Annotated in this window: 18 protein-coding genes; 12 read left to right on the plus strand and 6 right to left on the minus strand. The window is 71.0% G+C overall.

Annotated elements, in window-relative coordinates:
* Positions 1 to 3: 3 nt before the first annotated feature.
* The 10 genes from NQU54_RS23525 (at position 4) to NQU54_RS23570 (ending at position 8,977) form a co-directional block, all read left to right on the plus strand.
* Positions 4 to 969 (plus strand): DUF6807 domain-containing protein, encoded by a 966-nt coding sequence (locus NQU54_RS23525; protein ID WP_257632822.1) that lies wholly within the window; start codon positions 4 to 6, stop codon positions 967 to 969.
* A 14-nt stretch (positions 970 to 983) separates the two neighbouring features.
* A complete protein-coding gene (locus NQU54_RS23530; protein ID WP_257632860.1) occupies positions 984 to 1,724 on the plus strand; it encodes a cupin in 741 nt (246 codons plus the stop codon).
* Positions 1,725 to 1,826: 102 nt separating this feature from the next.
* Positions 1,827 to 3,074, plus strand: coding sequence for an ABC transporter substrate-binding protein (locus NQU54_RS23535; RefSeq protein ID WP_372505996.1), 1,248 nt, complete (start codon positions 1,827 to 1,829; stop codon positions 3,072 to 3,074).
* Positions 3,071 to 4,033, plus strand: a complete 963-nt coding sequence (locus tag NQU54_RS23540) for a carbohydrate ABC transporter permease (RefSeq protein WP_257632823.1) — start codon at positions 3,071 to 3,073, stop codon at positions 4,031 to 4,033. The genes NQU54_RS23535 and NQU54_RS23540 overlap by 4 nt, the downstream gene beginning before the upstream one ends.
* Positions 4,030 to 4,902: a carbohydrate ABC transporter permease gene (locus NQU54_RS23545; RefSeq protein ID WP_069864061.1), complete on the plus strand. Its 873-nt coding sequence runs from the start codon at positions 4,030 to 4,032 to the stop codon at positions 4,900 to 4,902. The genes NQU54_RS23540 and NQU54_RS23545 overlap by 4 nt, the downstream gene beginning before the upstream one ends.
* A 10-nt stretch (positions 4,903 to 4,912) precedes the next feature.
* Positions 4,913 to 5,497 (plus strand): hypothetical protein, encoded by a 585-nt coding sequence (locus NQU54_RS23550; protein ID WP_099013808.1) that lies wholly within the window; start codon positions 4,913 to 4,915, stop codon positions 5,495 to 5,497.
* Positions 5,494 to 5,706, plus strand: coding sequence for a twin-arginine translocation signal domain-containing protein (locus tag NQU54_RS23555; RefSeq protein ID WP_257632824.1), 213 nt, complete (start codon positions 5,494 to 5,496; stop codon positions 5,704 to 5,706). The genes NQU54_RS23550 and NQU54_RS23555 overlap by 4 nt, the downstream gene beginning before the upstream one ends.
* A 117-nt stretch (positions 5,707 to 5,823) precedes the next feature.
* Positions 5,824 to 6,984: a Gfo/Idh/MocA family protein gene (locus tag NQU54_RS23560; protein WP_079152980.1), complete on the plus strand. Its 1,161-nt coding sequence runs from the start codon at positions 5,824 to 5,826 to the stop codon at positions 6,982 to 6,984.
* On the plus strand, positions 6,981 to 8,150 hold the full coding sequence (locus NQU54_RS23565) for a dihydrodipicolinate synthase family protein (RefSeq protein WP_257632825.1): 1,170 nt from the start codon (positions 6,981 to 6,983) through the stop codon (positions 8,148 to 8,150). Before NQU54_RS23560 ends, NQU54_RS23565 begins: the two co-directional genes overlap by 4 nt.
* Positions 8,147 to 8,977: a sugar phosphate isomerase/epimerase family protein gene (locus tag NQU54_RS23570; protein WP_257632826.1), complete on the plus strand. Its 831-nt coding sequence runs from the start codon at positions 8,147 to 8,149 to the stop codon at positions 8,975 to 8,977. Before NQU54_RS23565 ends, NQU54_RS23570 begins: the two co-directional genes overlap by 4 nt.
* A 111-nt stretch (positions 8,978 to 9,088) precedes the next feature.
* On the opposite strand, the gene NQU54_RS23575 is transcribed toward NQU54_RS23570, so the two are convergent.
* The 6 genes from NQU54_RS23575 to NQU54_RS23600 form a co-directional block, all read right to left on the minus strand.
* Complete coding sequence (locus NQU54_RS23575; RefSeq protein ID WP_257632827.1) at positions 9,089 to 10,480, minus strand: helix-turn-helix domain-containing protein; 1,392 nt, start codon at positions 10,478 to 10,480, stop codon at positions 9,089 to 9,091.
* 502 nt (positions 10,481 to 10,982) lie between these two features.
* On the minus strand, positions 10,983 to 11,378 hold the full coding sequence (gene rbsD, locus NQU54_RS23580) for a D-ribose pyranase (protein ID WP_257632828.1): 396 nt from the start codon (positions 11,376 to 11,378) through the stop codon (positions 10,983 to 10,985).
* Positions 11,375 to 12,301, minus strand: a complete 927-nt coding sequence (rbsK, locus tag NQU54_RS23585; RefSeq protein ID WP_257632829.1) for a ribokinase — start codon at positions 12,299 to 12,301, stop codon at positions 11,375 to 11,377. The genes rbsD and rbsK overlap by 4 nt, the downstream gene beginning before the upstream one ends.
* 19 nt (positions 12,302 to 12,320) lie before the next feature.
* On the minus strand, positions 12,321 to 14,270 hold the full coding sequence (locus NQU54_RS23590; protein WP_257632830.1) for an ABC transporter permease/substrate-binding protein: 1,950 nt from the start codon (positions 14,268 to 14,270) through the stop codon (positions 12,321 to 12,323).
* The gene (locus NQU54_RS23595) at positions 14,260 to 15,777 is read right to left on the minus strand and encodes a sugar ABC transporter ATP-binding protein (RefSeq protein WP_257632862.1); all 1,518 of its coding nucleotides are present in this window, start codon (positions 15,775 to 15,777) and stop codon (positions 14,260 to 14,262) included. The genes NQU54_RS23590 and NQU54_RS23595 overlap by 11 nt, the downstream gene beginning before the upstream one ends.
* 272 nt (positions 15,778 to 16,049) lie before the next feature.
* A complete protein-coding gene (locus NQU54_RS23600; protein WP_257632831.1) occupies positions 16,050 to 17,066 on the minus strand; it encodes a LacI family DNA-binding transcriptional regulator in 1,017 nt (338 codons plus the stop codon).
* Positions 17,067 to 17,239: 173 nt separating this feature from the next.
* Between NQU54_RS23600 and recD2 the strand changes: the two genes are divergently transcribed.
* Both recD2 and NQU54_RS23610 read left to right on the plus strand, forming a co-directional pair.
* Positions 17,240 to 19,483: an SF1B family DNA helicase RecD2 gene (recD2, locus tag NQU54_RS23605; RefSeq protein ID WP_257632832.1), complete on the plus strand. Its 2,244-nt coding sequence runs from the start codon at positions 17,240 to 17,242 to the stop codon at positions 19,481 to 19,483.
* A gap of 151 nt (positions 19,484 to 19,634) precedes the next feature.
* Positions 19,635 to 20,924: a citrate synthase gene (locus tag NQU54_RS23610; RefSeq protein ID WP_069864091.1), complete on the plus strand. Its 1,290-nt coding sequence runs from the start codon at positions 19,635 to 19,637 to the stop codon at positions 20,922 to 20,924.
* Positions 20,925 to 21,170: the final 246 nt, after the last annotated feature.

A 21,170-nucleotide genomic window follows, 5' to 3' on the forward strand; every position in this document is an offset into this window, starting at 1 on the left:
GCCATGACCCAGCGCATCACCGTCACCCACACCCACGGCGACCGGATCTCGGTCGCCTCCGGCGGCGTCGAGCTGATGGCCTATGTCTACCGGCCCGACCCGGACGCCTTCGAGGCCCGTAAGCCCTACGCCCACCCGCTGCGCACCCTCGCCGGGAACCCCGTCTCCGGCTACCGGCCCAACGACCACCGCTGGCACAAGGGCCTCCAGATGACCGCCAGCCATCTGTCCGGCCAGAACTTCTGGGGCGGCAACTCCTACCTCGGCCCCGAGCAGGGCTATCAGCGGGTCGAGGACCGCGTCGGCTCGATGCGCCACGACGGCTTCGAGGAGTTCACCGCCGCCGAGGACCGGCTGCGCTTCGTGGAGAAGCTCACCTGGGTCGCCAATCCTTCCGTACCACACAGCGGCGGCCAGGAGTGGGCGCGTGAGCTGCGCACCATCGAACTCCACTCGGTGGAGCCGGAGGAGGGCGCCTGGGCCCTGGACTGGTCCATCCGGCTCACCAACATCCGTGACGAGGCGCTGCACTTCGGCTCCCCGACCAGCGCCGGCCGGGAGATGGCCGGCTACACCGGGCTCAACTGGCGCGGCCCGCGCGACTTCACCGGCGGCGATGTCATCGGCCCCGACGGGCGCGGCGGCGACGGCGAGACCGGCGCCTCGGACCTGATGGGCACCCCGGCCGCCGAGGCCCCCTGGATCGCCTTCACCGGTGAGCACGACGATGTCGACGGGCACTCCACGCTGCTGTTCGCGCACGCCCCGGAGAACGCCGATTCCATCCACGCCTCCCACTGGTTCGTGCGCTCCGAGCCGATCCCCTCGGTCGCCCCCTCCTGGGCCTTCTTCGAGGAGTTCGAGCTTTTGCCGGGGGAGTCCTTCGGCTACCGCTACCGGGTGGTGGTCGCCGACGGGGCCTGGGACCGGGCGCGCGCCGAGGGCTACCTCAAGAACCACGGGTGGTGAGGGCGTTGAGCGCGATGTCCGCCCCGCTGCCCGGCGGTGTGGGGCTCTCCCACATCAGCGCGTACGAGTGGGAGGCCGCCGACGGGGTGTGCGGCGGCAGCCCCCATCTCCATCTGGCCTGCACCGAGGCGTATGTGGTCACCGCGGGACGCGGCGCCGTGCAGACCCTGACCCTCGGGGACGGCTTCACCGAGACCCCGCTGGAACCGGGCGCGGTGGTGTGGTTCACCCCCGGCACGATCCACCGGATGGTGCAGGGCGGCGGCCTCAGGGTGACCGTGCTGATGCAGAACAGCGGGCTGCCGGAGGCCGGGGACGCCGTCTTCACCTTCCCGTCCGAGGTGCTGGCCGACCCCGGGCGCTACGCGGCGGCCGCCACGCTCCCCGCCAAGGAGGGGCCGGAGGCCGACGCGGCCGCCCGGCGCCGCCGGGATCTGGCGATCGAGGGCTATCTGACGCTGCGGGCCGCCCTCGAGAAGGGCGACGACGCACCGCTGCGCGCCTTCCACGAGGCGGCGGCGCGGATCGTCGCGCCCAAGGTCAAGGAGTGGGAGCCGCGCTGGCGGGACGGGGCGCTCGCCGCCGCGCGCCGCACCGGTGAGCAGCTGACCGCGCTCGCCGAGGGCGACCCCTCGCATCTGGCCGAGGCACGGGTCACCGCGACCGGGCCCAGCCGCCGGGGCGGCTACGGCATGTGCGGCCGCCGGGACGAGTACGAACTGCCCGGTGTCACGCTCCCGTACTACGGCGAATAACCGCCGTGGACACCACCACGCACGCTCAACGGACGGATCAGGAGGGAGGTCGGCTCCGGTATGCGCTGAAACAGGACAACGGCGTCCTGCGCCCTGGCGATCGTGCTCATCCTCGGAGGGACCCTCACGGGCTGCGGCGGCGATGGCGGCGGCGGCTCGGGCGGCAAGGTCGGCCTGCGGTTCACCTGGTGGGGCAACCCCGACCGGGCCGCCCGCACCGAGCAGGCCATCAAGCTCTTCGAGAAGCGCCACCCCGACATCGACATCAGCACGTCCTTCGCGGGCTTCGACACCTACAAGGCGAAGCTGGCCACCCAGGCGGCGGGCGGCGACGCCCCCGATGTGATGCAGCTGGACTACCGGCAGATCGATCAGTACGCGACCTCCGGCATCCTGCTGGACCTCGGCGAACACCCCCAGCTGCGCACCTCGGAGATCGACAAGGGGCTGCTGGCCACCGGGGTGGTGGACGGTAAGCAGTACGCGCTCCCGGTGGCCCGCGGCACCGAGACGATGGCGTACGACGCCACCCTGTGGCGCAAGGCGGGCGTCCCCCCGCCCACCCCGGGCTGGACCTGGGACGACTGGGCCGACGCCATGCGCAGGCTGGCGGCGTCCAAGGCGACCGAGGGGCGGACCGGCTCCACCGACCCGGGCCAGAGCGAGGACATCTTCGAGATCTGGCTGCGCAGCCAGGGCAAGTCCCTCTACACCGAGGGCGAACGGCTGGGCTTCACCGCCGACGATCTGACCCGCTACTGGGAGTGGTGCACCGAGCTCCGCAAGGAGGGCGCGGTCTCGCGCGCCGAGCAGACCACCCAGATGGACGGGACGGTGGAGAACACCCCGCTGGGCCGGCTGACGACCGTCTCCGACTTCAACTGGGACGCCCCCACCAGCGGCTACGCGGCCATCGTCGGCGAGGGGCTGAAGCTGGCGCCGCTGCCGGTCGGCGACGACGGCACCCCCGGGCAGTACTTCAAACCGTCGATGTTCTTCGGCGCCTCGGCCAAGACCGAACACCCCGAAGAGGCGGCCCGGTTCATCGACTTCCTGCTCAACGACAAGGAGGCGGGCGCCATCCTGGGCGCCTCCCGCGGCATCCCGGCCAACGACACCATCCGGCAGGACGTGCTGCCGAAGCTGGAGGGCTTCGACCAGGTCATCTCCACGTACCAGGAGCAGTTCGAGGGCAGGCTCAAGGATCCGCCGCCCGCGCCGCCCAAGGGCGACACCTCGCTTCAGGGCACCTTCTCGCGCGACTACGACCAGGTCAGCTACGAGCGCATGTCGCCGCGCGAGGCGGCGGAGGACTACATCACCGAGGCGAAGGCGGAGCTGAGGCAATGACCGCGACCGCGACCCGCCCCCAGGACGCCACGCCCTCCGCCAGTGGCGGCAAGCGGGCGCCGAAGCGCGAGCGGCAGGGGGCCGCCTGGGTGTTCCTGTCCCCGTGGGTGCTCGGCGCCGCCGCGCTGACGCTGCTGCCCATGGCCGTGTCCCTGTATCTGTCGTTCACCGACTACGACATGTTCGACGCGCCCCGGTGGATCGGCTTCCGCAACTACACCCAGATGTTCACCGAGGACCCCCGCTACTGGCGGTCGGTCATCACGACCCTGACGTATGTGGTGATCGCGGTGCCGCTCCAGCTCCTGCTGGCGCTGGCCGTCGCGATCGCGCTGAAGTCGGTCAGACGCGGCAAGGGCTTCTACCGCTCGGCGTTCTACGCGCCCTCGCTGCTCGGCGCGTCGATGTCCATCGCCCTGGTCTGGCGGGCGATCTTCAACGACGGCGGCTCCGTCGACAACCTGCTCTCCGGTATGGGCATCGACATCGGCGGCTGGATCAACAGACCCGGCTGGGCCATCATGTCGGTCGCGTTGCTGACCATCTGGCAGTTCGGCGCACCCATGGTGATCTTCCTGGCCGGGCTCCAGCAGATACCGGCCGAGCTGTACGAGGCGGCCGCGGTGGACGGGGCCTCCTGGTGGCGGCAGTTCCGCTCCATCACCATCCCCATGCTCTCCCCGGTGCTCTTCTTCAATCTGGTGCTCCAGATGATCCAGGCGTTCCAGGTCTTCACCCCCGCCTTCGCGGTCAGCGCGGGCAAGGGCGGACCCGCCGACTCCACGCTCGTCTACACGCTCTACCTCTACGACCGCGGCTTCACCGCCTCCCATATGGGCTACGCCTCCGCGATGGCCTGGGTGCTGCTGCTGGCCATCGGGGTCGTCACCGCGGTCCTCTTCCGCACCTCCCGGGCCTGGGTCTTCTACGCCAACGACAACAACGAGGGGGGCCGATGACCACCGCCCCGATCACCACCACCCCGGCGGCGCGGCGGCGGCCCACCGGCCGGATCGTGCTGCACCTCTGCCTGATCGCCGTGCTGCTGGTGATGCTCTATCCGCTGGCCTGGCTGGTGGCGACCTCGTTCAAGCCCGCCGACGAGGTCATCGCCAGCCTCAAGCTGCTGCCCAGCCACTTCGAATGGGGCAACTACTCCACCGCCCTGGACGGGGTGAACGAGGTCAGCGTCGGACGGCTGCTGTGGAACTCGCTGCTCATCGCGTGCGGCGCGGTGCTCGGCAACGTCATCAGCTGCTCACTCGCCGCGTACGCCTTCGCTCGGCTGCGGTTCCGGATGCGCGGTCCGCTCTTCGCCTTCATGATCGCCACGATCATGCTGCCGCACCATGCCATCCTCATTCCGCAGTACATCATCTTCAACCAGCTCGGCATGGTGAACACCTACTGGCCGATGATCCTGCCGAAGTTCCTGGCCACCGACGCCTTCTTCGTCTTCCTCATCGTGCAGTTCATGCGCGGACTGCCGCGTGAGCTGGAGGAGGCGGCGCGGATCGACGGCTGCGGGCCCTTCCGCTCGTTCTTCAGCGTCATCCTGCCGCTGACCAGGCCCGCCCTGATCACCACCGCGATCTTCACCTTCATCTGGACCTGGAACGACTTCTTCACCCAGCTCATCTATCTCTTCGAGCCGGAGAAGTTCACCCTGACCCTGGCCCTGCGGTCCTTCGTGGACGCCTCCAGCCAGTCGGCCTTCGGCCCGATGTTCGCCATGTCCGTCTTCGCGCTGCTGCCCATCGTGCTCTTCTTCCTCGCCTTCCAGCGGTTCCTGGTCGAGGGCATGGCCAGCTCCGGACTGAAGGGGTGACGGACCGACCATGGCCACCGCCACCAAACGTGAACCCGGCGAGCTGTTCGGCCCGCGCTTCGCGCTCTTCGCCGACGTCCTGGCGGTGGGCCTGGCCACGGCCGCCGCTTCGCTGCCCCTCCTCACCGCCCCGGCCGCCATGTCCACGGCCTGCGCCGTCCTCGACCGGCGGGTGCGCCAGGACGTGCCCACCACCGCGGGCGGCTATCTCCGCGCCCTGCGGGAACGGCTGCGCACCGGCGATCTGCTGGCCGGGGCCGGGCTGCTGGCCGGCGGCGCCCTGCTGCTGTTCAACGCGCTCGCGGCGGGCGCGGGGCTGCCCGGCGCGGTGGTCTTCCGGCCCGTGCTGCTCGCCGTGGGCGGACTGCTCGCCGTCGTGCTGCTGCGGGCCTGTGCCCGCCCGGAGTCGGCGACGAGTTGGCGTACCGCGCTGCGCTCGGCGGCGTACGACAGTGTGCGCAGGCCCCGGGCGAGCGGTGTGCTGCTGCTGGCCGTCGCCACCGCCGCCGTCTGCGCCTGGTCCTATCCACCGCTGGCCTTCCTCGTCCCCGGTCCCCTCGCCCTGGCGGCCCGAGCCACGGAGCACCACCTTTGACGCCCCTGCGCCGCCGCCACTTCCTCGCCGGGACCGCCGTCGCGGGCGGGCTGCTGGCCGTGGGCGCGCCGGGTGGCGCCTCGGCCTCGGGCGCCGTCGTGGACTCCGGCGAGCGCTACAGCTGGCTGGGCGGCGGGCTGACCCCGGCGGGGCAGCGGGTCCTGATCACCGGGCGTTCGCCCCTGCGCTACCGGCTGGCGCTGCGCTGAAGCGCTGACTGTCACCGCCTCGCCCCTGTGTTCGGTCTGTACAGGGGCGGGGCGGGGCGGTTAGCGTGGATACTTAGAAAGCGCTTACTGTTACTCGCTGTGAGGAGAAGAACCCACGTGACTCGCAAGACAGTGCGGATCGCCATGAACGGTGTGACCGGCCGGATGGGCTACCGCCAGCACCTCGTCCGCTCTCTCCTCGCCATTCGCGAACAGGGCGGTCTGGACCTCGGCGACGGCACCGTGCTGTGGCCCGAGCCGCTGCTCGTCGGCCGCCGGGAGCACGCGCTCAAGGAGATCGCCGAGCACCACGGCCTCGACCCGGTCGCGGATGTCTCCACCGACCTGGACGCGGTGCTGGCCGACGACGGCGTCGACATCTACTTCGACGCGCAGGTCACCGCCGCCCGTGAGGAGGCCATCAAGAAGGCCGTCGCGGCGGGCAAGCACATCTACACCGAGAAGCCCACCGCCACCGGTCTGGAGGGCGCCCTGGAGCTGGCCCGGCTCGCCCAGGCCGCGGGCGTCAAGCACGGCGTCGTCCAGGACAAGATCTTCCTGCCGGGGCTGCTGAAGCTGAAGCGCCTCATCGACGGCGGCTTCTTCGGCCGGATCCTCTCGGTGCGCGGGGAGTTCGGCTACTGGGTCTTCGAGGGCGACTGGCAGAGCGCCCAGCGGCCCTCCTGGAACTACCGGTCCGAGGACGGCGGCGGCATCGTGGTCGACATGTTCCCGCACTGGGATTACGTGCTGAACGAGCTGTTCGGCGCCGTGCGCACCGTCCAGGCGCAGGCCATCACCCACATCCCGACCCGCTGGGACGAGCGGGGCAAGCCGTACGAGGCCACCGCCGACGACGCGGCCTACGGCATCTTCCAGCTCGAGGGCGGTGCCATCGCCCAGATCAACTCCTCCTGGGCGGTCCGGGTGGGCCGGGACGAGCTGGTCGAGTTCCAGGTCGACGGCACCGAGGGCTCGGCCGTCGCGGGCCTGCGCAACTGCCGCGCCCAGCACCGCTCGGCCACCCCCAAGCCGGTATGGAACCCGGACCTGCCCGCCACCGAGTCGTTCCGCGACCAGTGGCAGCAGGTGCCGGACAACGAGGAGTTCGACAACGGTTTCAAGGCGCAGTGGGAGCTCTTCCTGCGCCATGTCGCGCTCGACGAGCCCTGGCGGTGGGACCTGCTGGCCGGTGCGCGCGGCGTCCAGCTCGCCGAGCTGGGCCTGAAGTCGTCGGCGGAGGGCCGCCGCCTGGACGTACCGGAGCTGAGCCTGTGACCATCCACCTCCCCGGGCCGGGCGGTACGACCCGCGCCTACGAACCCCGCGCCGAGCCGCTGTCGCCGACACCCGGGGCGCCCTTCACCTCCCGTGTGGTCTTCTCGGCCGCCCATGTGGTGGCCGACCCGTACGCCGATGTGACCCCCGACGGCCCGGCCGCCGTCGACTGGGACGCCACCCTGGCCTTCCGCCGCCACCTGTGGTCGCACGGGTTGGGCGTGGCCGAGGCCATGGACACCGCCCAGCGCGGTATGGGCCTGGACTGGGCGGGCGCCGCCGAGCTGATCCGCCGCTCGGCGGCCGAGGCGAAGGCGGTCGGCGGCCGTATCGCCTGCGGTGTCGGCACCGACCAGCTGTCCGTCACCGAGATCGGCTACCCCTACGGCCTGGACGAGGTCCGGGCCGCGTACGAGGAGCAGCTGGCCGTCTGCGAGGAGTCCGGCGCCCAGGCCATCCTGATGGCCTCGCGCGCCCTGTGCGCCGTGGCCAAGGGCCCACAGGACTACCTGGAGGTCTATGGCCATCTGCTGCGCCAGTCCGCCGAGCCGGTGATCCTGCACTGGCTGGGCCCGATGTTCGACCCGGCCCTGGAGGGCTACTGGGGCAGCACCGACCTGGACGCCGCCACCCGTACCTTCCTCGACGTGATCGCCGCCCACCCCGACAAGGTCGACGGCATCAAGGTCTCCCTGCTGGACGCCCAGCGCGAGATCGACCTGCGGCGCAAGCTGCCGGACGGGGTGCGCTGCTACACGGGCGACGACTTCCACTACCCCGAGCTGATCGCGGGCGACGACCGGGGCTTCAGCCACGCCCTGCTCGGCATCTTCGACCCGCTGGGCCCACTGGCGGCGGCGGCCGTACGCACGCTGGACACCGGTGATGTGCCCGGCTTCCGCGCCCTGCTGGACCCGACGGTGGAGCTCTCCCGCCACCTCTTCCAGACCCCGACCCGCTACTACAAGACCGGTGTGGTGCTGCTCGCCTGGCTGGCGGGCCACCAGTCGCACTTCACGATGGTCGGCGGCCTCCAGTCGGCCCGCTCGCTGCCGCATCTGGCACGGGCGTACGAACTCGCCGACGGGCTGGGCCTGTTCCCGGACCCGGCGCTGGCGGAATCCCGGATGAAACACCTGCTGTCCGTGTACGGAGCCGCCCGATGAGCGCCCCGTCCCGGCTGAGCCTCAACCAGGAAACGATCAAGCAGTGGTCGCTGCCCGAACTGGCCGAGGGCTGTGCCGAGGCGGGCGTCACGGGCGTGGGCCTGTGGCGCGAGCCGGTCCAGAAGTACGGCGTGGCGGCCACCGCCGAACTGGTGCGGGGGGCCGGCCTGACCGTCACCAGCCTGTGCCGGGGCGGCTTCTTCACCGCGATCGAGCCCGAGGCGCGCGCCACCGCCCTGGCCGACAACCGCAGGGCCATCGACGAGGCCGCCATCCTGGGCACCGACACCCTGGTCCTGGTCTCCGGCGGCCTCCCGGCGGGCAGCCGCGACCTCTTCGCCGCCCGCGAGCGGATCGCCGACGCGCTGGGGGAGCTCGCCCCGTACGCCGCCGACCACGGCGTCCGCCTGGCCATCGAGCCCCTGCACCCCATGTACGCCTCCGACCGCTGCGTGGTCTCCACCCTCGCCCAGGCCCTCGACCTGGCCGAGCGCTTCCCGGCGGAGCAGGTGGGTGTGTGCGTGGACACCTACCACGTGTGGTGGGACGACAGCGTGGCCGCCCAGATCGCCCGCGCGGGCGCGGGCGGCCGTATCGCCGCCTTCCAGCTCGCCGACTGGATCACGCCCCTGCCGGAGGGCGTCCTCCTGGGCCGGGGCCAACTCGGCGACGGATCGGTCGACTTCCGCTGGTTCCGCGAGCGGGTCGACGCGACCGGCTACACCGGTCCGATCGAGGTGGAGATCTTCAACCCGGACCTCTGGGCCCGGGACGGCGCGGAGGTCCTGGCGGAGGTCGCCGACCGCTATCGGACGCTGGCGCTGTAGGGACTGCTTCGGGGTGTGTCGGGCAGGCGTGCGTCCAGGCCGCTGAACGTACCCCGGCGCCGGAGGGAGTCCTGAGACTCACTGGGCCATGCCTGACGCCGTTTGGCAGCGTCATGCGAGGGCACCGACGCGTTGAGCGAACGCACGTACGCCGGGAAGGGCACGGTCGTGCCGCATCAGCCCGGCGGCCATCGTCCGTACGGAGCCGCGGCGCACCTCCTGCGGTGCGGCGTGCTCCGCGGCCAGCAGTGCGCGGTAGCAGCGGTCGGGTTTGCCCCACTGGTCGAAGGCGCGAGCGACGTCGATCCAGTAGCGGGCCTGGCGTTCGCTGGTGGGTAGGGCGGCGGTGTCGATACGGCGGGCGTGCTCGATGGCTTGTCCGGCGTCGCCGAGCAGATAGCTGATGGAGATCTGGTGGAGCAGCACCTGACTGGGGCCGAAGACGGTGCCGCGCAGTAGTTCGTCGTGGCCGAGTTGGCCAGCGGTGGCCTGTGCCTCGGTGATGAGCGCCTGCGCGGTGTGCCGGTCGCCTTGCTTCGCCGCGGTGTAGGCGGCGGTGGCGTACAGGTTGCCCTGGACGGACAGCCGTTCGGTCATGTCCGTGGTGCGGTCGGTGGCCAGTTGCTGGGCTGCGGTCACGGCGACATCGGTGGCGCGGGCGTAGTGGCCCTGGCGGCGCCAAGCGCTGGAAACCATGCGATGGGCCTCGGCGACGGTCAGTGCGTCCGCGCCACCCAGGGCGGCGGTCAGCGCCCTGTCGGCGGTGACCGCCGCGAGGCCGTCCTCGCCGAGCTTGATGCAGAGCCTGGTCGCGACGGTGTAGAGGTCGGCGACCGGGGTCGCCGTCTGCCGGGGATGCCCCTCGGCGCCGAGGGCCTGCGCGAGCGCGATCCGGGACGGCAGGGCGCGGGCAAGGGCGTCGTAGCGGCAGGCGCTGAAGTCGCGTCGGGAGGCGTCGACCGCCGCGAGGACCGTGGACGGGGTGGGGTCCGTCCCGAGCAGCGGGCTGTTCTGCCGGTGCAGCAGCAGGTCCTCAAGACCCGACAGGATCGGCCGCGCCGGAGACTGGGCGGCGGCCGGGGTGGGTCCCAAGACCGCGCTGGAGGTCGCCCCGGCCAGACCGGTCAGGAGTTTACGGCGTCGCACTGGGTCGTCCCCCTCTTCGCCGAACAGGGCCTGCGCGCCCACCCTAGTGGTGCCGGAGAGGGGCTGATCGACGTATCCGCGGGATGTCGCCTGCTTGTGTCGGGGTGCGAGTCCCAGCAGGTCGGGCGGGATGTCCAGACACTCGGCAACCTGCCGTAACAGCTGTACATCGCGCATGGGCTGTTTGCCGCGCTCCATCCGGGACAGCGAGGCGGCGGTGTAGCCGACGGCCGCTCCGAGTTGGGCCAGCGTGATGTCAGCCGCGCGCCGGGCCAAGCGGACGATCGCCCCGGCGTCACGGCGGGCGAGGGCATCGCGCATGGCGACTGAGCGCCAGATCGGATGAGTGCCGTCCACGACAAGTCACCTCCTACAGGGACCTATTGTTCCGCCAAACCGTCGCCATTACGGGGCGTTGCAAACCATTTGCGCCGCGTGTAACTCGTGTGCGCCCCCGGTGGCTGCGCCTCCCGCCGCCACCCGAGTTGCGGTGTCCTCGAAGACCAGGACGGCCCGCAGCGAGCGGGTCGCAGTGCACCCCAGGAGTGAGCGCCATGAAGCGGAAGGATCCGGCGGCTGAGAGGGCGTGGGCGTCGGTCACACACGCGACTCCGCTGAAGCGGGACGCGATGTACGACCACCGTGCCCAGCAGGCTGCCCTCCGAGGTTGTCGCGCCCGGGAAAATTTCCGTGCAACCGTTCCGGCCCTTGGCGGGTCGTATCTGGCATCGGGCTTCCTGGGAGGGATCCGGGGGGATGCGGAGGAAGCCCTGGGGAGGGGAAACGAGGGGCCCGGACCACGGCCGGGCCCCTCGAAATGTCACACCGCGCCCGGGGGCGTGCCGGCGCGGCGTACGCCTCAGAACGGCACCCCGCAGCGCAGCAGCACATTCGCGTACGGCCGCGCCTCCCCCGTGCGCACCACCAGCCTCGCCCCCGACGTCAGCATCTTGAGCTCCTCGTGCGGGACCAGGTCCAGCGTGGGACGGGGGAAGAGGCGGTCGAGCAGGGCGGTCGCCCCGGCGTTGTGCGCGCGCACCTCCCACGCCGCCGTGGCCCGTTCGACCACCAGCTCGTCCAGCAGCCCGGTGAGCACCCGCTCGAACGACGGGACCCCGGCCGTGAAGGCGAGGTCCACCACGAACGGCCCGTCCGGTATCGGAAGGCCCGCGTCGCACACCATCACCGTGTCGGTGTGGCCCAACAGGGCGATGCCCGCGCTCAGATGGCGGTTGAGGATCCCGGTCCGCTTCACAGAGCCGCCACCTCCTCGGCGGTGGGGAAAGACGCCTGCGCCCCCGGCCGGGTCACCGCGGCCGCGCCCACGCGCACCGCGAACCGCACCGCGGTCGGCAGGTCGTCGCCGACGCCCAGGCGCCAGGCGAGCGCGCCGGTGAAGGCGTCCCCGGCGCCCGTGGTGTCCACGGACTTCACCGCGAGACTGGGCACCAGCACCGTACGGTCGCGGTCGGCCACCAGCGCGCCCTCGCCGCCGAGGGTCACCACGACCGAGCGCGGACCGCGCGAGCGCAGGGCGTCGGCCCACTCCTCGGGGTCGTCGGAGGACCCCGCTGGGTCGTCGCTGAGCAGGAACCGCGCCTCGTGCTCGTTCACCACCAGCGGATCGCAGACGGCCAGCACATCGGTGGGCAGCGGCGCGGTCGGCGAGGGGTTGAGCACCACCCGGGGCCCGGGGCGGCCGCCGAAGCCCGCGTCCGCCGCGCGGACCACCTCGGCGACCGTCTCCAGGGGGATCTCCAGCTGCAACGACACCACCCGCGCCGCGGCCAGCAGGCTCGCGGCGGCCTGGACGTCGCCGGGGGTCAGCCGGGCGTTGGCGCCCTGGGAGACCACGATGCTGTTGTCCCCCGAGGGGTCCACCGTGATCAGCGCGACCCCGGTGGGCGCGCCGCCGACGAGGACGCCCGCGGTGTCGACCCCGGCCGTCCGCTGCGAGTCCAGCAGCAGCCGGCCGTAGTCGTCGTCGCCGACCCGGGCCAGCAGGGCCGTCCGGGCTCCCAGCCGGGCGGCGGCGACGGCCTGGTTGGCGCCCTTGCCGCCGGGGTGGACCGCCAGGTCGGAACCGAGGACGGTCTCCCCGGCCCCGGGCCGGCGGTCGACTCCGATCACCAGATCGGCGTTGGCCGACCCCACGACCAGCAGGTCGTAGTCGTGCATCCGCACGTCCTTTCGTTTGTCACTTCGCGGCGACGACCTTCACCGGCACCTTCACCATGCCGTCGATCTTCTGACCCTTGGCGGCCCTGACGGCGTTCTCCACCACCATCCGGCCCAGCTCCTCGGGCTGCTGGGCGACGGTCGCGGCGAGGGTGCCGTTCCGCACCGCCTCGAGCCCGTCCGGGGTGCCGTCGAAGCCGACGACCGCGACGGACTTGCCCGCCTTGGACCCGAGCGCCTTGACCGCGCCGAGCGCCATCTCGTCGTTCTCGGCGAAGATCCCGTCGACGCCGGGGTGGGCCTGGAGCAGATTGGTGGTCACATCGAGCCCCTTGGCCCGGTCGAAGTCGGCGGTCTGCTTGCCGACGACCTTGATGTCCGGGTACGCCTTCAGGCCCTCTGCGAAGCCCTTACCGCGCTCACGCGAGGCCGAGGTGCCGGGGGTGCCCTGTAGCACCAGGATCGTGCCCTTCTCTCCGAGCCGCTCGGCGAGCGTCTTCGCCGCCAGCTTGCCTCCCGCGATGTTGTCGGAGGCCACCAGGGTCGCGATCTTCGCCTTGTTGACGCCGCGGTCGGCGGCGAGCACCGGGATGCCCGCCTTGCCGGCGGCCCGGACGGACGGGCCGGCGGCATCGGAGTCGACCGGGTTGATGATGATCGACTTCATGTTCTGGCTGGTGAAGTTCTGGATCTGATTGGCCTGCTGGGAGGCGTCGTTCTGGGCGTCGGTGACCGTAAGGCTGATCCCGGCGCGCTTGGCCTCCTTCTGGGCGCCCGCCTTCAACTGGACGAAGAAGGGGTTGTTGAGGGTGGAGACCGACAGTCCGACCTTGGTGTCCGCGCCCCCTGAGGAGCCCGAGCGCCAGACGGAGGCGCCGAAGGCGATGGCGGCGACGACCACGGCGGCCAGCGCGAACTTGCCCGCGTTGACGGCCTTCTTACGGCCGCCACCGGACGGCCCGCCCGCCGCTGCCCCGGGTGCGCCCGGCCCGGCCCCGGCGCGCCTGCGCACCGTGTCCAGCAGCACCGCGAGCGCGATGACGACACCGATGACGACCTGCTGCCAGAAGGCGGACACCTCCAGCAGGTTGAGCCCGTTGCGCAGCACCGCGAGGATCAGCGCGCCGATGAGCGTGCCGGACGCCTTACCGACGCCGCCGGACAGGCTCGCGCCGCCGATGACGACCGCGGCGATCGCGTCGAGTTCGTAGCCGACGGCCGCCTGCGGCTGCGCGGAGGACAGCCGGGAGGCGAGCACGATGCCCGCGATGGCCGCGAAACCGCCGGAGAGCGCGTAGACGACCAGCTTCTGACGGGTCACCCGGATCCCGGAGAGCCGGGCCGCCTCCTCGTTGCCGCCGATCGCGTACATCGCGCGGCCCGCGTAGGTACGGCCCAGCACACCCGCGGTGATCAGCCCCATCACGACCATCACGATCACCGGGACGGGCAGCCAGCCGCCGAGCGTGTCCCCGAGGTTCGACACCGAGTCGGGGACGGGTATCGGGCTGCCCTGGGAGATGACCAGGGCCAGGCCGCGGCCCACCGACAGCATCGCGAGCGTGGCGATGAACGGCGGCAGCTTCCCGAACGAGACCAGCGCCCCGCTGACCAGACCGCAGGCGACACCGGTGGCGACGGCCAGGAGCGCCGCGAACCAGACCGGCAGCCCCTGTGAGGTCGCGGACCAGGCGAGCACGGTGGCGGACAGCGCGGCCACCGAGCCGACCGACAGATCGATGCCCGCGGAGACGATGACGAAGGTGACGCCGAAGGCGAGGATCGCGGTGACCGCCGCCTGGACGCCGACGTTGAGGAGATTGTCGGTGGTGAGGAAGTCGCCGGACAGCAGTGCCATGGCCGCCACCAGCAGCACCAGGGCGCTCAGGGCGCCGTTGTCGAGCAGCACGCGGCGCAGCGCCGACGGGCCCCCGGGGTCCTTGGTGGCGTCAATCGTGTCAGTGGCCACGGGAGCCCTCCTTTTCCTTGCCGCCGACCTCTTCGTCGGCGCCCTTGACGTCCTTCACCGCCAGGGCCATCACGGCGTCCTGGCTCGCTTCCCGCGCGGTCAGCTCGCCCGCGATCCGGCCCTGGGCCATGACCAGGACCCGGTCGCTCATCCCCAGCACCTCGGGCAGATCGCTGGAGATCATCAGGACGGCGTGGCCGGACGCGGTGAGTTCGTTGATGAGTTGGTAGATCTCGACCTTGGCGCCCACGTCGATTCCGCGGGTCGGCTCGTCGAGGATCAGCACCTTGCTGTCGGCGAGCAGCCACTTGCCGATGACGACCTTCTGCTGGTTGCCGCCGGAGAGGGTGCGCACCCGCTGGTCGAGCCCGGCCATCCGGACGGCCAGCCGCTCGGCGACACCGGCCGCCGCGCGCCGCTGGGCGGCCCGGTCGACCAGCCCGCCGCGGGTGGCGGCGCGCAGTGTGACCAGGCCCAGGTTCTCCTGTACGGAGCCGTCCAGGACCAGCCCCTGGCCCTTGCGGTCCTCGGGGACGAGGCCGATCCCGGCCCGCATGGCGGCCACCACGTCCTGGCGGGGCAGCGGGTGGCCGAGCACCTCGACGGAGCCGGAGTCGTACGGGTCGGCGCCGAAGAGCGCCCGTACGACCTCCGTACGGCCCGCACCGACCAGCCCGGCAAGGCCCACCACCTCCCCGGCGTGCACCTCGAAGCCGATGTCCTGGAAGCTGCCGTTCCGGGTGAGTCCCCGGACCTTCAGCAGGGGCTCACCGGCGTTCCCGCGCTCGCGCGGGTACTGCTGCTCGATGGAGCGGCCCACCATCAGCCGCACCAGCTCGTCCCGGTCGGTGGCGGCCGGTACCTGGGTGACGCTGCGGCCGTCGCGCAGCACGGTGACGCGGTCGCCCAGGGCGGCGATCTCCTCCAGGTGATGGGTGATGAAGACGACGCCCACACCGTCCGCGCGCAGTGCGCGCACGATCCGGAAGAGCTTGTCGACCTCCTCGGTGGTGAGCACGGCGGTCGGCTCGTCCATGATCAGGACGCGCGCCTCCAGGCTCAGCGCCTTGGCGATCTCCACCATCTGGAGCCGGGCGATGCCGAGGTCCCGGACGCGGGTCCGGGGCGAGACATCCACCCCGACGCGGGCCAGCAGCTCGGCGGCGCGCGCGTCCATCGCCTTACGGTCGATCATGCCGAAGCGGCGCGGCTGACGGCCCAGGAAGATGTTCTCGGCCACGGTGAGGTCCGGGACGAGGTTGAACTCCTGGTAGATGGTGGCGATCCCGAGCCGCTCGGCGTCCTGCGCGCTGTTGATGCGCACCGGCTCGCCGTCGACCAGGATCCGCCCGCCGTCGGGGCGGTGCGCCCCGGAGACCATCTTGATCAGCGTGGACTTGCCGGCGCCGTTCTCGCCCAGGAGGACGTGCACTTCGCCCCGGCGCAGATCGAAGTCCACCCCGTCCAGCGCGATCACCCCGGGGAAGGTCTTACGGACCCCCTCCATGCGCAGCAGCTCCGCCCCGGTGTCACCGGCGGACGCGCCCTCGGGCGCCGGGCCATGGGAGCCGGGCGCCGCGGCCGCAGCCGCGGACGGGCCGACGGCGCCACCCGTGATCCCGGCCTCGGCGTCCGCCCGCGCGGACCCCGTGTCTCCTTCCGGAGTCCCGGCGTTGGGAGTCGACACACTGTCGGGGGAGGGCGTGGAGGTGGGGGACGTGGCGCCCGAGGGCGTGGGGTCCGCGTTCGGCGCGGGGGAGGACCGTTCGGACTCGGCACTCAAGGCTTGCTCCCTTCGGGCTCGCCGCACGAGCGGCGGGTGACCAGACGCGCGGACAGGGTCACCGACTCTGCGGGCCGCCCCTCGACGAGATCGATCAGCGCGCGTACGGCGGCATGGCCGAGCGCCCCGGTCGGCTGGGCGATGGCGGTGATCGGCGGATCGGTGTGGACGAACCAGGGGATGTCGTCGAACGCGGCGAGTGCCACACCGTCCGGCACCCGCAGGCCCCGCGCGCGGATCTCGTCCATGGCGCCGAGCGCCATCAGGTTGTCCGCGGCGAAGATCGCGTCCGGCGGGTGCGGCAGGTCGAGGAAGCGGGCGGTCACCCGGCGGCCGCTGTCCGCCTGGAAGTCCCCCTGGCCGATGTGGTCCTCGTGCAGCTCCAGGCCGAACTCGGCCAGCGCGGAGCGGAAGGCGTCCACCCGTTCGCGGCCGGTCGTGGTGGCCGCCGGGCCCGCGATGATCGCGACCCGGCGGTGGCCAAGGGCGCACAGATGGGCCACCAGAGCGCGGATGGCCCCCCGCCCGTCGGTGCGGATCACCGGCACCCGGTCCAGGCCCTCGCCCTCGATCCAGCGGTCGACGAAGACCATGGGGGTACCGGCGCGGGCGGCGGCCAGCATCATCGGGGAACCGCCGTCGGTGGGGCTGACCAGCAGTCCGTCTATGCGGCGGTCCATGAGGGTACGCACATGGTGGTCCTGGAGGTCGGGCCGCTCGTCGGCGTTGCCGATGATCACGCTGTAGTCCAGCTCGCGGGCGGCGTCCTCGACCGAACGGGCCAGCTCGGTGAAGAAGGGATTCAGCACATCGCTGATGACCAGGCCCAGGGTCCGGGTCTGATCGGTGCGCAGTGAGCGGGCCACCGCGTTGGGGCGATAGCCGAGGTCGGCGACCGCGGCGAGCACCCGTTCGCGGGTGTCCGTGCGAACGGAGGGGTGGTCATTGAGCACCCGTGAGACCGTTGCCACGGAGACTCCGGCACGCCGCGCCACATCTTTGATGGCCGGCATCGTCCACCTCCTTGTGGAATCGATTACATGGAATTGGAATCGATTACATTCGGCGGGGCAAGAGGTCGGCCCGCGCTGCAACCGGATCGTGATATTCCGGGTGCTCGGGACCCCCTGGGAGCGTTGTCCACAGGCCCGAACCACCTGTCGGCTCCCGGCGGTACGGTCGAGGCATGCTCAAACTCGCGGTGGTCGAAGGGGTCCTGGAGCGGATCACCTACGCCAATGAGGAAAACGGCTATACGGTCGCCCGGGTCGACACCGGCCGTGGCTCCGGCGATCTGCTCACCGTCGTCGGCTCGCTGCTGGGCGCCCAGCCGGGCGAGTCGCTGCGCATGGAGGGCCGCTGGGGTTCCCATCCGCAATATGGCAAACAGTTCACGGTCGAGAATTACCAGACCGTCCTCCCCGCCACCGTCCAGGGCATCCGGCGCTATCTCGGCTCGGGCCTGATCAAGGGCATCGGCCCCCGGATCGCCGACCGGATCACCGAGCACTTCGGCATCGACACCCTCGATGTCATCGAGGAGCGGCCGGAGCGGCTGATCGAGGTCCCGGGCCTTGGCCCCAAGCGCACCAAGATGATCGCCGCCGCCTGGGAGGAGCAGAAGGCCATCAAGGAGGTGATGGTCTTCCTCCAGGGGGTGGGCGTCTCCACCTCCATCGCGGTGCGGATCTACAAAAAGTATGGCGACGCGTCGATTTCGATTGTGAAGAACCAGCCGTACCGGCTGGCGGCCGACGTCTGGGGCATCGGCTTCCTCACCGCCGACAAGATCGCCCAGTCGGTCGGCATCCCCCATGACAGCCCCGACCGGGTGAAGGCCGGTCTCCAGTACGCGCTGTCCCAGTCCGCCGACCAGGGCCACTGCTATCTCCCCGAGGAGCAACTCATCGCGGACGCCGTGAAGTTGCTCCAGGTGGACACCGGCCTGGTCATCGACTGTCTGGGCGAGCTCGCCGCCGAGGAGGAGGGCGTGGTGCGCGAGCCGGTCCCGGGCCCGGAGGGCGGCGAGCCGATCTCCGCCGTCTATCTGGTGCCCTTCCACCGCGCCGAGATCTCCCTCGCGGGCCAGGCGCTGCGGCTGCTGCGCACCGAGGAGGATCGGATGCCCGCTTTCCAAGGCGTGGACTGGGACAAGGCACTGGGCTGGCTGGCCCGCCGCACCGGCGCCGATCTGGCGCCCGAGCAGAGCCAGGCGGTGCGGCTCGCGCTGACCGAGAAGGTCGCGGTGCTCACCGGCGGGCCGGGCTGCGGCAAGTCCTTCACCGTGCGGTCCGTGGTGGAGCTCGCCCGCGCCAAGCGGGCCAAGGTGGTGCTCGCGGCGCCCACCGGCCGGGCCGCCAAGCGGCTGTCCGAGCTGACCGGCGCCGAGGCGTCCACCGTCCACCGGCTGCTGGAGCTCAAGCCCGGCGGGGACGCGGCGTACGACAGGGACCGCCCGCTCGACGCTGACCTGGTGGTGGTCGACGAGGCGTCGATGCTCGATCTGCTGCTGGCCAACAAGCTGGTCAAGGCGGTTCCGCCCGGTGCCCATCTGCTCTTCGTCGGGGATGTGGACCAGCTGCCCAGCGTGGGCGCCGGCGAGGTGCTGCGCGATCTGCTGGCTCCCGGCAGCCCCGTCCCGGCGGTGCGGCTGACCCGGATCTTCCGCCAGGCCCAGCAGTCCGGGGTGGTCACCAACGCCCACCGGATCAACGAGGGGGTGCCGCCGGTCACCCAGGGCCTGTCGGATTTCTTTCTCTTCGTCGAGGACGACACCGAGGAGGCCGGGCGGCTCACGGTCGATGTCGCGGCCCGCCGCATCCCCGCGAAGTTCGGCCTCGACCCCCGCCGTGACGTGCAGGTTCTGGCCCCGATGCACCGGGGCCCGGCGGGCGCCGGCACGCTCAACGGACTGCTTCAGCAGGCCATCACCCCGGCTCGCCCGGACGTCCCGGAGCGCCGCTTCGGCGGCCGGGTCTTCCGGGTCGGCGACAAGGTGACCCAGATCCGTAACAATTATGAGAAAGGGGCCAACGGGGTCTTCAACGGCACGGTTGGCGTCGTCACCTCACTCGACACCGATGAGCAGCGGCTGACCGTGCGGACGGACGAGGACGAGGAGGTACCGTACGACTTCGACGAGCTGGACGAGCTGGCTCATGCCTATGCGGTGACCATCCATCGGTCCCAGGGCAGTGAGTACCCGGCCGTCGTGATCCCGGTGACCACCGGGGCCTGGATGATGTTGCAACGCAACCTCCTGTACACGGCCGTGACCCGTGCCAAGCGCCTTGTGGTGCTGGTCGGCTCGCGCCGTGCGCTCGGACAGGCGGTGCGCACCGTCTCGGCGGGGAGGCGTTGTACCGCGCTGGATCACCGACTCGGCGGCGATGTGAGAGTCGAGCGTGTCAAGAGGGTTTCCGAACGATGACGAACGGGGCAGGATGGCCGTGAAGGCGGCACTGAGTGCCGCCAAAAGGCTCTTCAGCCGACCCCGAGTGCACGATCGCGACCCGAGTAGGGGAAGGTGGGGGGAGTCAGGGCACCTCGAAGAAGAGAACCAGACGTCGGTGAGGGATGACGTGAGCGACAACTCTGTAGTACTGCGGTACGGGGACGGCGAGTATGCCTACCCGGTGGTCGACAGCACCGTCGGCGACAAGGGCTTCGATATCGGCAAGCTGCGCGCCCAGACCGGTCTGGTGACCCTGGATTCCGGTTATGGCAATACCGCCGCGTACAAATCCGCGATCACCTATCTGGACGGTGAGCAGGGCATCCTGCGTTATCGGGGCTACCCCATCGAGCAGCTGGCGGAGCGCGCCTCCTTCCTGGAGACGGCCTTCCTGCTGATCAACGGGGAGCTGCCGACCGTCGATGAACTGGCGGCCTTCCGCGAGGACATCACCCGCCACACCCTGCTCCACGAGGACGTCAAGCGGTTCTACGACGGCTTCCCGCGTGACGCCCACCCGATGGCGATGCTGTCCTCCGTGGTCAGCGCGCTGTCGACGTTCTACCAGGACAGCCACAACCCCTTCGACGAGAAGCAGCGCAACCTCTCGACGATCCGGCTGCTGGCCAAGTTGCCGACCATTGCCGCCTACGCGTACAAGAAGTCGGTCGGCCACCCCTTTGTCTACCCGCGTAACGACCTCGGCTACGTCGAGAACTTCCTCCGGATGACCTTCTCGGTCCCCGCGCAGGAGTACGACCTCGACCCGATCGTGGTCTCCGCGCTCGACAAGCTGTTGATTCTGCACGCCGACCACGAGCAGAACTGTTCGACCTCCACGGTTCGGCTGGTCGGCTCCTCGCAGGCCAATATGTTCGCCTCCATCTCGGCGGGCATCAACGCCCTGTGGGGCCCCCTGCACGGCGGCGCCAACCAGTCCGTGCTGGAGATGCTCGAGGGCATCCAGGCGTCGGGCGGCGACGTCGACACCTTCATCCGCAAGGTGAAGAACAAGGAAGACGGCGTGAAGCTCATGGGCTTCGGGCACCGCGTCTACAAGAACTTCGACCCCCGGGCGAAGATCATCAAGTCGGCGGCGCACGATGTCCTCTCCGCGCTCGGCAAGTCCGACGAACTGCTTGACATCGCGCTCAAGCTGGAGGAGCACGCCCTCGCGGACGACTACTTCGTCTCCCGCAAGCTGTACCCGAACGTGGACTTCTACACCGGTCTGATCTACCGGGCGATGGGCTTCCCGACCGAGATGTTCACCGTGCTGTTCGCGCTCGGCCGGCTGCCGGGCTGGATCGCCCAGTGGCACGAGATGATCAAGGAGCCGGGCTCCCGCATCGGCCGCCCGCGCCAGATCTACACGGGCGTCGTCGAGCGCGACTTCGTCCCGGTCGAGGAGCGCTAAGCACCATCGCGTCCCCGGGTGCCCCCGTCCTGATTGGGTCGGGGGCACTTCGCGTATCCGGGTACTTGGGTCTTCGGCGGGTGCCCCTTAGATAGGGCCGGGTGCCTTCGCGTACCGGGCCCTGGGGCTGACCGGCCGGGGCCCACCGGTGGCTAGGGACGAGTCGCAGGGTGCCGTCGAGGTTCCGGATGCTTGGGTCTTCCGGCGAGTGAGCCGAAGGGGCGCGTCGCTGTCGTAAGGGAGAGC

This window comes from Streptomyces malaysiensis subsp. samsunensis, from assembly GCF_024519315.1.
Taxonomy (GTDB): Bacteria; Actinomycetota; Actinomycetes; order Streptomycetales; family Streptomycetaceae; genus Streptomyces; species Streptomyces malaysiensis.

Bases quoted from the DNA above. Each gene is read 5' to 3' on its own strand.
- NQU54_RS23595 (WP_257632862.1), bottom strand. From the start codon at position 15,777: ATGGAGGGGGTCCGTAAGACCTTCCCCGGGGTGATCGCGCTGGACGGG.
- NQU54_RS23530 (WP_257632860.1), top strand. From the start codon at position 984: ATGTCCGCCCCGCTGCCCGGCGGTGTGGGGCTCTCCCACATCAGCGCG.
- NQU54_RS23570 (WP_257632826.1), top strand. From the start codon at position 8,147: ATGAGCGCCCCGTCCCGGCTGAGCCTCAACCAGGAAACGATCAAGCAG.
- NQU54_RS23600 (WP_257632831.1), bottom strand. From the start codon at position 17,066: ATGCCGGCCATCAAAGATGTGGCGCGGCGTGCCGGAGTCTCCGTGGCA.
- NQU54_RS23525 (WP_257632822.1), top strand. From the start codon at position 4: ATGACCCAGCGCATCACCGTCACCCACACCCACGGCGACCGGATCTCG.
- NQU54_RS23550 (WP_099013808.1), top strand. From the start codon at position 4,913: ATGGCCACCGCCACCAAACGTGAACCCGGCGAGCTGTTCGGCCCGCGC.
- recD2 (WP_257632832.1), top strand. From the start codon at position 17,240: ATGCTCAAACTCGCGGTGGTCGAAGGGGTCCTGGAGCGGATCACCTAC.
- rbsK (WP_257632829.1), bottom strand. From the start codon at position 12,301: ATGCACGACTACGACCTGCTGGTCGTGGGGTCGGCCAACGCCGATCTG.
- NQU54_RS23540 (WP_257632823.1), top strand. From the start codon at position 3,071: ATGACCGCGACCGCGACCCGCCCCCAGGACGCCACGCCCTCCGCCAGT.
- NQU54_RS23545 (WP_069864061.1), top strand. From the start codon at position 4,030: ATGACCACCGCCCCGATCACCACCACCCCGGCGGCGCGGCGGCGGCCC.